General features: G+C 58.0%; 10 protein-coding genes. 9 read left to right on the forward strand and 1 reads right to left on the reverse strand.

Translation table 11 applies throughout. The annotated features are described in order from the left end of the window. From ACR0JB_RS14270 to ACR0JB_RS14310, 9 genes are all read left to right on the forward strand, one after another. A partial coding sequence (locus tag ACR0JB_RS14270; RefSeq protein ID WP_480790010.1) for a hypothetical protein occupies nt 1-246 on the forward strand: 246 nt, incomplete at its 5' end. A 79-nt stretch (nt 247-325) separates the two neighbouring features. Beyond that, nucleotides 326-601, forward strand: a complete 276-nt coding sequence (locus tag ACR0JB_RS14275) for a hypothetical protein (protein WP_170399318.1) — start codon at nt 326-328, stop codon at nt 599-601. Between the two features lie 350 nt (nt 602-951). Beyond that, a complete protein-coding gene (locus tag ACR0JB_RS14280; RefSeq protein WP_170399322.1) occupies nt 952-1,941 on the forward strand; it encodes a BMP family protein in 990 nt (329 codons plus the stop codon). 39 nt (nt 1,942-1,980) lie between these two features. After that, a complete protein-coding gene (locus ACR0JB_RS14285; protein WP_170507659.1) occupies nt 1,981-3,492 on the forward strand; it encodes an ABC transporter ATP-binding protein in 1,512 nt (503 codons plus the stop codon). Then, complete coding sequence (locus ACR0JB_RS14290) at nt 3,489-4,562, forward strand: ABC transporter permease (protein ID WP_170399328.1); 1,074 nt, start codon at nt 3,489-3,491, stop codon at nt 4,560-4,562. The genes ACR0JB_RS14285 and ACR0JB_RS14290 overlap by 4 nt, the downstream gene beginning before the upstream one ends. Continuing rightward, nucleotides 4,562-5,503 carry an ABC transporter permease gene (locus ACR0JB_RS14295; RefSeq protein ID WP_170351939.1) on the forward strand — a complete coding sequence of 314 codons (942 nt, stop codon included), beginning with the start codon at nt 4,562-4,564 and terminating at the stop codon, nt 5,501-5,503. Before ACR0JB_RS14290 ends, ACR0JB_RS14295 begins: the two co-directional genes overlap by 1 nt. 8 nt (nt 5,504-5,511) lie before the next feature. Then, on the forward strand, nt 5,512-6,798 hold the full coding sequence (locus ACR0JB_RS14300; RefSeq protein ID WP_170399331.1) for an amidohydrolase family protein: 1,287 nt from the start codon (nt 5,512-5,514) through the stop codon (nt 6,796-6,798). Between the two features lie 196 nt (nt 6,799-6,994). Then, nucleotides 6,995-10,258, forward strand: a complete 3,264-nt coding sequence (locus ACR0JB_RS14305; RefSeq protein WP_170399334.1) for an adenylate/guanylate cyclase domain-containing protein — start codon at nt 6,995-6,997, stop codon at nt 10,256-10,258. 16 nt (nt 10,259-10,274) lie between these two features. Continuing rightward, on the forward strand, nt 10,275-11,438 hold the full coding sequence (locus ACR0JB_RS14310; RefSeq protein ID WP_170399338.1) for a hypothetical protein: 1,164 nt from the start codon (nt 10,275-10,277) through the stop codon (nt 11,436-11,438). Here the strand turns inward: ACR0JB_RS14310 and ACR0JB_RS14315 are convergent. After that, nucleotides 11,435-15,025, reverse strand: a complete 3,591-nt coding sequence (locus ACR0JB_RS14315; protein WP_170399341.1) for a flavoprotein — start codon at nt 15,023-15,025, stop codon at nt 11,435-11,437. The two genes, ACR0JB_RS14310 and ACR0JB_RS14315, sit on opposite strands and share 4 nt — an antisense overlap. Between the last annotated feature and the right edge of the window lie 243 nt (nt 15,026-15,268).

Raw genomic sequence — 15,268 nt, forward strand, 5'->3', positions numbered from 1 at the left:
ATCTATCGCTTTTTCGATCGGCGCCTCACTAACAACTTTCAAAACAAACGTCCCGAAACAAACCGCCAAAAAAATATCCTCAAAACACCATGTGGCAATTCTGCAATTGAAGAGTTAACGGCAGTGTGGCCGGGCCAGCTAGCGTTGCAGGCCACCCTTGAATTTAAGGAAATGCGCCTAGGGGGTCTGCGGGCGCAGGTCTGTGGCAAGCCTCTGAAAAAGCAAATTTTATCTGCACGTTTATAGAATTTTTTTCAGCAATGACATTCTCACCTCCGAACGGGTGTGATAGCGTCCGGCCAAGACTTGTTTTAGGAGATTCATGATGATCAGAGCGACCGTGTTGGTTCTGGCCGTTTCAACCACAAGCGCCTTTGGGCAGGACGCGACCGACGGGACGACCCCGGAGCCTGTCGATCCTACTCGTGTAGCCCCATTGGACGATGCGGCGGCTGCAGCTGCGGCTGAAGGTGTGACTGGTTTTGTACCTCTTGTCGCGCCCGCACTTGGCGTGGCTGCGGCCGCAGTAGGTGTGGCTGCTTCGGGCGGCGGTGGCGGCGGGTCGTCAAACAGCACCACAAGCACAGTGGGCACCAACTGATCCGCTGTTCAAACAAACGAATAGTAGTGCGCCAATACGGCGCGCTGTCACCGGGAAAACCACTGCGGCAGTCTTTAGTTTTTAGATTGGTGTAATGTGTCGTGACACCGGAATTATCCTTTAGACACCTGCTTACAAACTTTTATGCCAGACACACGTAAAACGTGTGTCGTGCCGCTTTGCCCTATGGCGGCAAAACATGAGCTTTGGGCCTAAGCGCTTGACCATACCCCAACCTTAGAAACACGACCGAAACTGTCTGAGATACAGTCATGTTCCCATGGGACATGGATGAAAAAATTGACTGAACAGTAAAAAAATGCTGCCATCCTGCCAGACAGGAGAGTGTTATGACAAAAACAATATTTTCAAGAAGAGTACTGCTGGCCGCTGCGGCGGCTGCCTCAACCCTATTCTCCGCCGGTCTGGCGGCGGCGGAAACCGTCAAGGTCGCGGCGATTTATACCTTGCCGGTGGAACAGCAATGGATCAGCCGCATACACAAGGCCCTAAACACCGCAGCCGAGCGTGGTGACATCGAATACGTGTTCTCGGAAAATGTGGCGAACACAGATTATGAACGTGTGATGCGCGAATATGCCGAACAGGGCGCACAGCTGGTTGTGGGCGAAGTGTTTGGCCTGGAACGCGCCGCGCGCAAGGTGGCGAAGGATTATCCCGACACCGCCTTTTTGATGGGGTCTTCCTTTGGACCGGTAGCGCCTAATTTCTCGGTCTTCGACAACTGGATTCACGAACCGTCTTACCTGACTGGCATGGTGGCAGGGGCTGCCACGGAATCGAACGTGATCGGCATGGTCGGTGGATATGCCATCCCCGAGGTAAACCGCCTGATGAACGCTTTCATGGATGGTGCGCGTGAAGTGAACCCGGATGTCACATTCCTCGTGACCTTCATCGACAGCTGGTACGATCCGCCCAAGGCCAAGGAAAGCGCCATTGCGATGATGGATGCGGGGGCGGATATCATGTACGCGGAACGCTTTGGTGTCTCGGATGCGGCGGTTGAGCGTGGTGTAAAGGCCGTAGGCAACGTCATCGACACGTCGGGCGACTACCCCGGCACGATCATGGCCTCAGCCCTGTGGCATATGGAGCCGACCATCGACAAGGCTATCGCCAATGTTGCGGGTGGCTCATTCGAGGCTGCGGATTACGGCCAGTACAGCTTTATGGGTTATGGCGGCGGGTCAATGGTTCTGGATGAAGAGCTGGTTCCGGCCGAGGTTCTTGAGGCGGTGAATGCCCGTCAGGCCGAGATTCTGGACGGTCTGTTCCGGGTGAACGTGAACGATGACCGCCCGGTCTCGGACAACTGATTACAATCGGGCCGGACTTTGCGCCGGCCCGCTTTCCCCATGACTACAGTTCTCAAGCTCAACGGGTTGAGCAAACATTTCGGCCCGGTAATCGCCAATGACAATGTCAGCCTGACCCTGAACAAGGGCGAAGTTCTGGCGTTGCTCGGCGAAAACGGCGCAGGCAAGACCACGTTGATGAATATGCTGTTCGGGCACTATTTGCCTGATTCAGGGTCTATCGACGTCGCTGACGAGGCGGGTGTTCTGCGGCCCTTGCCATTGGGTCACCCGCAGGTGGCGCTGGCCGCAGGCGTGGGCATGGTGCATCAGCATTTCACGCTGGCCGAGAATATCTCGGCCCTGGATAATATCACATTGGGCTCAGAACCCCTGCTTGCACTGCGCCGCAACCGGCAGGAGGCCCGAGAAAAGATTCAGGCCATTATAGATCGAAGTGGCCTGACCGCGCCGCTGGATACGCCCGTGGGACGATTGTCGGTGGGTGAACGGCAGCGGGTGGAAATCCTGAAAGCCCTGTATCGGCAGGCGCGAATTTTGGTACTGGACGAACCCACCGCCGTGCTGACCCCGCAAGAGGCCGACACATTGTTCGAAAACATCCGGATGATGACGGATGAGGGGCTATCGGTCATTTTCATCAGCCACAAGCTGCGCGAGGTTCTGGCCTTTTCTGATCGGATCGCGGTGCTGCGCCACGGACGCAAAGTTGGTGAACTAGCTACATCCGAAGCGGATGAGAAATCTATCGCCCGAATGATGGTCGGGGCGGATACGCCGGAACTTGCCGGGGGCACCATGGCGCCGGGCGTTCCGGTACTCAGCCTGTCCGGCGTGTCAGTCGCTGGCCGGTCCAAGCGCGATACGCTCAGTGCTGTGGACCTAACCGTGCATGCGCACGAAATCCTCGGGATCGCTGGGGTTTCGGGCAACGGACAAAGCGGGTTGGCCAATGTTATCTCGGGTCTCGTTCAGCCAGAACAGGGTCTAATAAAGGTGGATGGAGTTGAAATCGGCACGCTCAACCCCGCGGCGATGATACGGGCGGGCGTGGGTCGTATCCCCGAAGATCGCCACCACGAAGGCATCGTTGGCGCGATGAGCGTGGCTGAAAACATGGTGATCGAGCGATTGGGTGACAGCGACGTGCAATCGCGCGGCCTGCTGCGACGTGAGGCGATCGAAGAGAACGCCGCGCGCCTTGCAAAGGCTTATGACGTGCGTGGGCCGGGTGTCGAAGCCCCGGCGCGGTTGCTGTCGGGTGGCAATATACAAAAGCTTATTCTGGCGCGGGTATTTGATCGGGCACCGCGTTTGATCCTGGCCAATCAACCGACGCGTGGTCTGGACATGGGGGCTGCTGCCGAGGTCGGACGCCGCCTGCTTGAGGCGCGCGCGCGCGGGGCCGGAGTAGTTCTGATCTCAGAAGATCTTGATGAAATTCTGGGTTTGGCCGACCGCATCGTGGTGATCCGCGATGGCGAATTGCACGAGGCCCCCGGCCGCGACCGCGAACAGATCGGGCTGATGATGGCAGGAGAACCGGCATGATCCGCATAGAACCGCGCCAGACTCAGTCTCGAGCCTTTACCCTGGGTGTTCCAATCCTGTCCGCCATAATTGCACTGGGGTTTGCCGCCATTCCATTGCTGGCCGCGGGGGCGAACCCTATTCTGGCGTATCAAGAGATGTTTCGCGGCGTATTTGGTTCTGTTTTCGCATTTTCCGAGGTGCTGACGCGCGCCACGCCACTGATCTTTACCGGTCTGGCCGCCGCTTTGGCGTTCCGCGCCAAGCTGTGGAATATCGGGGCCGAAGGGCAGCTGTATCTGGGTGCGATGGCGGCTGTGGCGGTTGGGTCGGGGGTGCTGGATGTCCATGGTATCTTGTTATTACCGCTGATCGTCGTGCTGGGTGCTGCAGCGGGTGCGGCAGGGATGGTTGCCCCGACCTATCTGAAAATCCGTTTTGGCGCGGATGAGGTGGTGACTACGTTGCTGTTGAATTTCATCATTCTGATCTTTGTGCAGATGATGCTGGAAGGGGCCCTACAGGACCCAATGAGCCTGGGATGGCCGCAATCCGCCCCTATCCTGGATCAGGGTATGTTGCCGCCTTTGATCGAGCGGATGCGGGTGCATTCAGGGTTGATTGTGGCTCTGATACTGGCCGGATTGGCGCAATTCATGCTGGCCCGATCGGTTTGGGGATTCCGTTTGCGGGCGGTGGGGGAAAACGCTGCTGCCGCGCGCCATGCCGGGATCAATGTAAACCGCTCGCTGTTTGGCGTGGCCATCTTGTCTGGTGGCCTTGCGGGGTTGGCCGGGGTCAGCGAGGTCGCCGGGCTCAAGGGGTATCTAACCTCGGACCTGTCGCCGGGCTTTGGCTATACCGGCATCGTGGTCGCCATGTTGGCGGGGCTGTCACCTGTGGGCGTAGTGATCGCCGCGTTGTTCATCGCATCCGTGTTCGTAGGGGCTGACAGTATGAGCCGCGCAATGGGCGTGTCGTCTTTTCTGGCCGATCTGGTGGTGTCGGTTTCGTTGCTTTGCGTGTTGGTTGGTGGGTTCTTTGCCCGCTACCGGATCGTTCGGGCCAGCACGTCAGGGGTCACGTCATGATGGATATCCTTAATATCCTGCTCTCCGAAAGCTTCTGGGCCGCGTCCTTGCGCATCGCCACGCCGCTGATCTTTGGCGTATTAGGCGCGCTGATCTGCGAGCGGGCGGGTGTGCTGAACCTCGGGATCGAGGGGATATTCGTCGTCGGAGCGATGTGCGGCTGGATGGCCGTCTGGTTGGGCGCGGGGCTGTGGGGCGGCGTGCTGGTCGCGGCGCTGGCCGGGGCCTTTTTTGGCCTATTGCACGCGATCCTAACGGTGCCTCTGGGTCTGTCGCAACATGTCTCGGGGCTGGGGATCACTCTGTTTGCAACCTCCGTCAGTTATTACACCTATCGCACCGCATTGCCGAACGTGTCGTCACCGCCGCGGATCGAGCCATTTCAGCCGCTGGATTTGCCCGTACTGTCAGATCTACCCTTTTTAGGGACTGTTTTGTTCCAGCAAACCGCACTGACATGGCTGGCTCTGCTCATGGTGGCGGTGGTCTGGTATGTGATGAACCGCACCGCCTTGGGCGTGGCCATTCAGGCGGTTGGAGACAACCCGGACAGTGTCGATGCACAGGGCCTATCGGTTTACGGGCTGCGGATCGGGGCCATTGTCGCGGGCTCGGCCTTGATGGCTTTGGGCGGGGCTTTCCTCACGATGAGCGCCTTTGATGCCTTCTTCTTCGGCATGGTCAACGGGCGCGGCTGGGTTTGCATCGCGCTGGTAATCTTTGCCAGTTGGCGGCCTGGAAAGGCGCTGTTGGGCGCGTTGTTGTTCGGGGCCTTTGATGCGTTGCAGGTGCGGCTGCAAACCGAGATCGGCGCGCTGGTGCCAGGTCAGGTATTCCTGATGGCCCCTTATATCCTCTCGATCATCGCCCTTGTGGTTGCGGCGCGGTCGGCGGATTATCCGCGTGCATTGCTCACCCCCTGGTTCAAGGGCCAACGATAGGAAACGTCATGTTCGATCTGATCGTCAAGAATGCCACCCTGACCGATGGCCAGACTGGCATTGATATTGCTTGCGCGGATGGCAAGATCGCCGCGATTGAATCCGGGATCACAGCCGAAGCTGGCGAAGTAATCGATGCGGGTGGCCAATTGGTTTCTCCCCCTTTTGTTGACCCGCATTTTCATATGGATGCGACTCTATCGCTGGGTAATCCGCGCATGAATGTCTCGGGCACATTGCTGGAAGGTATCGCGCTGTGGGGAGAGCTGAAGCCGATCCAAACGGTCGAGGACATAGTCGCACGTGCAATGCGGTATTGCGAGCTGGCCGTGGCCAAGGGGATTGGTGCGATCCGCAGCCATGTAGATACCTGCGATGATGAGCTGAAGGGTGTTGAAGCCCTGCTGCAAGTGCGCGAGCAGGTGAAGGACCACCTGGATCTGCAACTGGTTGCCTTTCCGCAGGACGGTGTTCTGCGCGACCCGACCGCGATGCAGAACACGATCCGCGCGCTAGATATGGGTGTGGATGTGGTGGGCGGTATTCCGCATTTCGAACGCACGATGGCGGACGGGGCCGAATCTGTTCGTCAGCTTTGCGAAATCGCGGCCCAACGTGGCTTGATGGTCGACATGCATTGTGACGAAAGCGATGACCCGCAAAGCCGCCATATCGAGACGTTGGCCTATGAAACCCAACGATTGGGTCTAAACGGACGGGTGGCGGGGTCGCATCTGACCTCGATGCATTCGATGGACAACTACTATGTCTCAAAGCTGATTCCGCTGATGGTCGAGGCCGGAGTACATGCAATCCCGAACCCGTTGATCAACATTATGCTTCAGGGCCGCCACGACACGTATCCGAAACGCCGCGGCCAGACCCGCGTGCGCGAATTACGCGATGCGGGGATCACCGTGGGGTTTGGATCGGATTGCATGATGGACCCGTGGTATTCGCTGGGTAAGGCCGACATGTTGGACGTGGCCTTTATGGGGCTGCACGTGGGCCAGCTGTCCAGCCGGGCTGATATGGCATGGTGTTTTGATGCGGTGACCGAAAACTCGGCCCGGATCATGGGGTTGCAGGGGTACGGCGTGGCCAAGGGTTGCGACGCGAATTTCGTTCTGCTGCAGGCCAGCGACAAGATCGAGGCGATCCGCCTGCGCGCCCATCGTCTGACCGTGGTGCGCAAAGGCCGGGTTATCGCCCGGTCGAATCCGGTGATCCATGATCTGACCTTGCCCAGCCGGCAGACATCTCTGGATGAGGCACGCGTGCCATTCATAAGCTGAAATCTGACAAGGCCACACGGTGTTACAGGTTTGAACGCGGCAAATCTCGATAAGCTCATCCTGAATCTCTGCGGTCAGATGCTCCTGTTTCGTGCATATGGGCGTACATAAACATTAAATTCGTTAACCATTGCAGACTCAGACGGGTCTGCTGTGCTAGGTCTGTGACTGAAGTTGGGGGCTTCAGAGGGGCGACATGTCTCAGGACCTTAGGGACTGGCTAAGCGCACTTGGACTATCTGACTATGCGCAAGCCTTTTTGGATAACAAAATTGATTTCGCAATTTTGCCCGATCTGACGGGCGAAGACCTGATCGAAATCGGAGTGACCGCTGTCGGAGACCGCCGCAGGCTGCTGCGCGCGATTGCTGAGCTTGAGACTGTCGAAACCGTTCAACCCTATGAGCCCGAAACCCCGCTGGAGCCCGCCAGGCGGCAAGTCACAGTCATGTTCGCCGACCTAACCGGCTTTACCCGCCTGACCAGCGAGTTGGACGCCGAGGACATGCATGAACTGCTGAACGCGTTTTTTGCCAAGGTGGATCATGTGGTCGAAAAATTCGGTGGTCGGATCGACAAGCATATCGGGGACGCGGTGATGGCGGTGTTTGGAGCGCCGATATCGCACACCAACGATACCGAGCGGGCCGCGCGGGCGGCGCTGGAAATCCATGCAGTGCTGCCCGCTTTGAACCCGCCGCTGTCGTGTCATATCGGCATCGCGTCGGGTCAGGTGATCGCCAGCACAACCGGCAGTCAGGCCCATACAGAATACACGGTGACGGGCGACGGAGTTAATCTGGCGTCGCGCATCACCGATATGGCGACGCCGGGTGATACTTTGGTGTCGCATGATATTCAGCGCGCATTAGGGCCTCTTTTTGTCGGCGAGTCGCTGGGTGAAAAGCCGATCAAAGGGCTGAACGAACCGGTCGAACTGTGGCGTCTGGATCGAATGGCGCGCAACATCCGGTCACGCCGGCACCGATTTGTCGGTCGCGAACGCGAGATGTCGCTGTTCTCGGCCACGTTCGATCGCTGCCAGCAGCACGGCAAGGGTGAGGTGCATATCGTTCTGGGTGAGCCGGGCATCGGCAAAACCCATCTGTCCGAGCAGGTGGCCGAGATGGCCGCAGGCCTCAAATACTCGATCCACAACGGCGTGGTCATGGATTTCGGCGCGCGTGAGGGGCATTCGGCCATCCAATCCGTTGCCCGCAGCATTCTGGGGCTGCAACCCACGGACGACGCTACCACAGGCGCTGCAATGGCGCGGGATGCGGTGACCAAGGGCTGGGTGTCGCCGTCTAACGTGGCACATCTGAACGCGCTTTTGGAACTGGAGCAGGACCCTGGCCTGGCCGAAGTTTATGCTGTGATGGATAACGCCACCCGCCAACGCGGAAGGCGGCAAGTGATCGACGAGCTGATCGCGGCACGCAGTCGTGACGCGCCGATGCTCATCCAGATCGAGGATATCCACTGGGCCGCCCCCGAAATTCTGACCGCCTGCGCCCATATTGCCGCGACCACGCGCGATTTGCCTTGTGTACTGTTGATGACCAGCCGGGTCGAGGGCGATCCGATCAACCGTGAATGGCAAATGGGCACCGAAGGCGCGCTGATCTCGAAGCTGGAACTGGCGCCGATGGGGGATGAGCAGGCCCGACAGCTGGTTCAGGAGTTCACCGGCGTGGACCCCGAACTGCTGGATGCCTGCGTAAAGCGCGCCGGGGGCAACCCGCTGTTTCTGGAACAGCTCTTGCGCAATATCGATGTGCTGAAACGCGAATCCGTGCCGGGCAGCATTCAGGGAATCGTGCAATCGCGGCTGGATGCGCTGGACCGGCGCAGTCGGGCGGCGATTCAAGCGGCCTCGGTGTTGGGTCAGAGGTTCTCGCCCGAGGTGCTGAACTATGTCTTGGGTGAAGGGCATCTGGACACTTCGACCCTGATCCGGTCCGCCCTGATCCGTGAGGCAGGAACCGATCTGATGTTTGCCCACGCGCTGATCCGCGACGGGTCTTATGCGACGCTGGTGAAATCCGAACGCGCGCGGCTGCATCGTCAGGCCGCGAAATGGTTCGAGGATCGCGATGCCACCCTGCGGGCGCAACATCTGGATCGGGCAGGTGCCACCAATGCGGCACAAGCGTATCTGGAAGCTGCCGAGAAATTGATTCAGGCGTTCCAGTTTGATGATGCCAGCCCGCTGATCGAACGGGCCTTGGAATTGCCCGCGCCATCCGGGGTGCGGTTCGATCTGTTTTGCGCGCGCGGTGAAACCCACCGTTTGCAGGGCCTGTCGGATGACGCCTTGCGCGAATTCAAAGAAGCCGCTGATCTGGCTGAAACGGATGAACAGACCGCCCGCGCCCATATTGGGTTGGCGCAGGCCGCACGGCAGGCCAGTTTGTACAAAGACGCCCTGCAAAGCCTAGGTACGGCCGAGATAGCTGCAGAGCGGTGTGGATCGGAACGCGATATTGCCCAGATCAACTATGTCCGTGGCAATGTGTATTTCCCTCTGGGTCGGGTCGAGGACGCCCTGCAAAGCAATGAAAAGGCTCTAACACTGGCCAGAAAGCTGGAATCGGCGCGGCTTGAGGTCGGTGCGCTCAGCGGTTTCGGCGATGCGAATTTCATGAACGCGACCATGCAGACCGCCACGGGGTTCTATACGCAGGCGGTGGAACGGGCACGAGAAAAGGGGTTAGTGCGTGATCTGGCAGCGAACCTGCACAACCTCAGCGTGGCGCGCAGCTATACCGGCGATGTGGCGCAGGGCAAGCTGGATGCACAAGAGGCCATCGAGGTGTCCCAGAAGTATTTTGCCTTTGTGCCGGAATGCGTGGCCCAGACCTGCCTAGGCGTTGCGCATACGTTTTTGGGTGAGCTGGATCGGGCGCTGGAGACCTTCGCAGTTTCGGCCGAAATTGCCAGCCGCGTAGGCGCAAAGCGGCTTGAGGCGCAGGCATTGGAGCATCTGGCCCGCACACAGGTTTACGCCGGGCAGATGGACGATGCTCGGGAAACCGGTCAGCGGGCTGTCGATATTGCGCTCGAACATGGTCGGAATTTCGTGGGGCCCAAGGCGTTGTCGGCGCTGGCCATGGCGGAAACAGACCCTAATAAACAGGATCAGCACCTGAAACTGGGCGCCCAGATCATTGCCGAGGGTTGCGTTGGCCACAGCCACCTGCATTTTTATCCCGATGCCAGCGCCGTCATGCTGGCACGGCAGGAATGGGACCGGGCGACTGAATATGCAGACGCATTGGCAAAATTCACCGCCGAGGAACCCCTGCCAATGGTCGACCTGTCGATACAGCACACCAGGGTTCTGGCCGCGTGCGGGGGTTGGGGCATTCCCATGTCAGCACATGAAGATTTCGAAGCGCTGGGCGCGCGCTTTTCCGAGATGGGCATCACGCAATCTCTGGTCGGGCGGTTGAATTGAGCGGGCGAGGGGCTGAATGAGCATCGAAAAGAAGGTTTGGCTGATTTCCGGTGCCCTGACGCTTGCTCTGGCCGTCGTGCTGTTCAAACTTCTGGTCGCGCTGAACCATTTCGAGGGCGACCCGACGCAATTGCCAGATGAGGCCTCAGTCGATGAGTATCTGCAAAAGCTGGACAATTTGCCCGACTATCGGGTCAAAACCGGCATCTTCATCAAATCCTTCAGCTTTACCGGCGCCAGCGACGTGCGCGTGAGCGGCTACGTCTGGCAACATTTCGAAGACGGCGTTCATGACGCGATCAAGCCAACCGAAAAAGAGATCGGGTTCATCCTGCCCGAGGCCGTCGATGCCGCGAATGGCGTAATCGAAGAGGCCTATAGGATGGATCAGGACGGCGTGACCCTGATTGGCTGGTATTTTGAACAGACCCTGCGGCAGAGCTTTGACTACACCAGCTATCCGTTCGACCATAAAACCGTCTGGGTCCGGTTTTGGCCCGGTGAGTTTGATGTAAATGTGGCTCTAATTCCTGACTTTTCGTCCTATCCCGCCACCGGGCCGGATGATATTTTTGGCATAGATCCTCGCATCGTCATGGGCACGTGGGAGCGTGAGAACACCTATTTCGACTATCGCTTGTCCGATCTGGATACAACACTGGGAATTGGCGAAAACGAGTTCCAGACCAATCTGCCGGAACTGCATTATAACTTCGTCATCAAGCGCAATTTCGGGAACGCTTTCATTGTCCACATGATCCCGTTGATCGTGGTGACGATGCTGCTGTTCGGTGCGGTAATGACGGTGACCCGCCGCCCCGATTTGGTCGAACGGCATGATTTCAGTACCTCCAGCGTGATCGGCACATGCTCGGTCTTGTTTTTCGTGATCCTGCTGGCCCATGTACAGCTGCGTGAAGGCTTTGCCGGATCGCCGGTGATCTACATGGAGTCGTTCTTTTTCCTGATGTATTTCCTGTTGCTGGCGGTTTCCGTGAACACCTACTTGTTTGCATCCGAGGCTGTGCCGTCCCTGCGGCTTATCCATTACAAGGACAACCTGTACCCAAAGGCCGCTTTCTGGCCCTTTGTCCTTCTGTGCATGGTGGCGATCACGGGCTACAACCTCAGCCTCAAGGCCGGACCCGAGGTTGAGGCCGTGATCGAAACCCACAATTAGGCTGTCGGTTGAAACCCCGGTTTTGGCGTACCGGTGGCCATATCCAGCGTGTATTCCGCCACGATCCCGGATGTGCCTTGTTCCCATTCATCCAGATACTTGGTGGGATGCGCGATCACATAGGTATAGGCGGGTTTTTTGACGCCGTTGATCAACACGTTGATCCGCTTGCGAACATAGACATTCTCAGGCGAGTTGGGGCCGTGATAGCCTTCAAGCTTGTCCAGCTCTTTCATCCCGGTGGATGAGACGCGATAGACCTCGCCCCGCACCGCCTTGCCACGGCCTTTCTGGTCGACCAGCGTGGCCATCCGGTGCAAAAACCCACAGTTCGGATTATCGCAGAACGGCTCGTGCGGCACGATCAGGGGCATGCGTTGCCGGGTGATCGCCTCGCCCACAAAATCATCCAGCACCTCGGCATGGGCATCGTGATTGGGAAAGCCTTTCTTCAACGATCCGTAGGTGAAGTAGAGATGGGTCTTTTCACGGTCTTCTATCAGATCGTCTTCGTCCTCATCCTCAAGTTCAGTCAGAGTGTGAGTATTGGCCCAATCGTCCAGCATCGCCTGGATTTCGTCCGAGACTTTGGCGTCTCTGGCGTTTTTGGGATTCTGCAGGAACTGGATGCACGAACTGGCGTCGATCCCATCAGCTGCCAGCAGGATTTTCACCATCTCGACCGAGTTGTTCATTACCGCCACATGCAGGCTGGTAAAGCCGTGGTCATTGCTGGCGTTGACGTTGATGCCACGGTCGATCAGCGCCTGTGCCGCCTCAAGGTCGGGCTTGCCCAGATCCATCCCGCTCTCGTTCATCTCGCCTTCGCCGCCTGCCGCGTAGTGCAACAGGGTGTCGCCGTTGCTGTCATCAACGATATCAATTCCAGCCATACCGTTGTCGATGGCCTGAAATACACGGCCCCATTGCGCGAATTCATCCGAGGCGGCGGCCTCTTGCGCCCATTTGCAGATGTTGTGTTCCTGATCGGCCAGTTCCTCGAAGGCCTCGTCCAGAACCTCCATGATCTGATCCGGGGTGGCCATCATACCGATGCCCATCATGCCGTTAGACAGCCGCCCTTTGCGCGGCCCGACCAGATCAATACCCAGATCGCGCAGTTTTTCGACATTGTTCTGGGTGGTGACGTTGTTCCACATATTGGTGTTGCAAGCGGGGCAGAGGATCACCGGTTTGTTCCGGTATTGCCACGCCACAAAGACCGAGGTCAGCAGGTTGTCGGCAATTCCGTTGGCGATCTTGCCCATTGTGTTGCAGGTCACCGGCGCCACGATCACGCAATCGGCCCAGTCACACAGCGCCAGATGCGAGGCGCGCAGGGGCATTCCAAACTCGATATAGCGAAAGTTCCACTCGTCATCGTCGCGGTAATAGTCGTTATGGGTGATGCATCGTTCGATCCGTTCGGCACCGAAATCGCGAAAGAACCTCTCGGCCGAGACCGAGGGGATCAGTTTCACGTTGTGCCCGGCCTGTGTGATCCGTTCCACCAGTTCCGGCACCTTGTCGGCTGCCGATGATCCGCAGGCGCACAGCAATACGTTGCGCTTTTCGGTCGGCGCATCGGTCAACCCGCCCTTGGGATAACCAAAGATGTTCTTGTCCAGGCTGGGGGATTCATGGCGCAGCAGAACCGGTAGACCGGCTTGGTGTATCCGCTCCTGCAACCGACCTTTCAGGATCATATCGACAATGTCCGACCGCCTGCCCAGGCATTCGCTCTGGAAAAACAGGTAAGGCGGTTTTTCCTTACCGGTCAGCACATTCAGTTGCCGCCGGATCTTCATCACATTGGCCCCGTGGCCTTCAATGTCGATCAGCTTGATGCTGGTGATGCCGATATTGGACAGGATACTACGCAGCATATAGGACCACGGGTCCTCATCGGCGTAGAACAGCACAAGCGGGTTGGTCGCGACAATGCGGGCCACGTCGGTGGGGTCTTCTGGGGGGGCGTGTTCCTCGATCACCAGCATCGCTGGGTTTTTCAAATCACGCAGGCCGCGGAAGATATGCCCGCGCGGGGCCTGCCACACCTGCGAGGTCGCGGGGCTCATATCCACCACGGTCACCAGATCGGTATCCTCATCATAGGCGATGCAGAGGCACCAGAATTCCTCAAGCAAGGCCGTTTCACGATAGACGTTCTCGGGCGGACGGATGACTTCAAACCCCAGCACGCGGTTAAAGTCGATGTTGATCATCAGGTGCCGATCATCATCGCTGTTGAGCAAGCGCAAATGATCTTGGAACCATTTTTCGGGTGTTATCTCCTCGGGATTAGGTCGCAAGGCATAACTGTGGAACGTGCTGCCCAGATGCACATCGAGCGATTGGCTCAGGTACCGCTGCGCAAGGCTGTGCATTTCCTTGGCGGTGGACACACGGCTCAAGGCTTCGGTGTAATCGGTTTGCGTGGCAATCAGCAGCTTGTCTTCATCGACCTGCTCATCCCCAAGGATCGCCAGGCTTTCGGCCAGCACCCCCAGCGAGTTCATATTCGGGCTGGCCCGCCGGAACAGGTTGCGGCGTTTCTTGGGGTCTTTGGCCAGATACAATGTGCTGTCCACATAGTTGCAGTCCTGCTGCAGGGTCTGCAGGTTGGTCTTAACAGCCTCACGCGCTGAGAACCGCAGGATGCCCCGTGATCGCATCGAGGTTCCGTCGCGATCCGACATTCCGGCCCACAGCCGGTCGATGGTGGTGACCCACAGCTTGCCGTATTTCTCGGGGTGGACGTCCATCATATGCACCAGCCCGGTGCTGGGGTTGCACTTGGCGATGATGGCAAAATGGCCACCCGGCATGGTCGGTTTGCCATGGGCGACACCGACCTGAAAATTTGCCACCAGGATGTCGTTATCCCCACCCAGCCGGTTGGATTCGTCGATCGCCTTCAGCAAAATTTCGACCGAGGTCGTGGCCTCGTCCATGAAATAGGCCTGAACCTGCACCTTGTCGCGCAGGCCCTGGGTGTGGATGAAGGTGCAGGCGACGTCGTAAAGCTCACCCAGTGAAATACCATCATTGACCACGAAAGACGTGGGCAGGGCACATTCGCGAAAGATATCGTTGACCTCGCAACTGAACCCCAGCGCCGACATGCTCAGCGCTGCTGCCGTCACGCTGCAGCAATTGATGGGTTGCTGAAAGTTCTGCAAATGCACGCTGACCAGATCACCGAACAGGGTGTCATAGCAGGCCTCGCGGATGTCAGTCGGAATTTCCAGCCAGTGATTGCTGGACAAATAAGCCAACTTGGTGCCGGGCGTGGCCAAAGCTTCGAGGCTGACGGGAATATCAAAGATTTCAAGATGTTCCTCGTAGAAATAGTCGCCCGCATCGGCCGTTGCCAGAACCGTCTCGTCCTGTCGCAGATGCACCTCGCCCCCCAGCACCACATACATGCCCTGCGATGGCAGGATCGTATCCTCAGCCACCTCGAAACACTCGAAATGCGGTTGGATTACGGTTGGATCATCGGCGGGCAGAACTTCTTGTATCAGCGCCCATTCGGATTCGGTTGGATGATAGGAAATAGTGTTTTCAATCGGGTCTTTAGGCACGTCTGTTCCCCCCTGAACTAAAGCCGTGAATGTCGTCAAAGAACCAGTGCTGCGTCTTGTGGCATGTGTCAGGCGTCTTATGGTCAAACAGAAATAAAGGACCGGCCCGATGGTTAATCTGCACTGGCCGGGCCAACAGAATGCGCACGTTCAGTGCGAACAAATGGGCCCAATTGCGCGTACCGTATCGCATTTGGACACAAAAATCACCGATGTTGTTGATTTGACTATACGAGTTCGGAT

The sequence above is a fragment of the Ruegeria sp. BI7 genome (assembly GCF_056537925.1).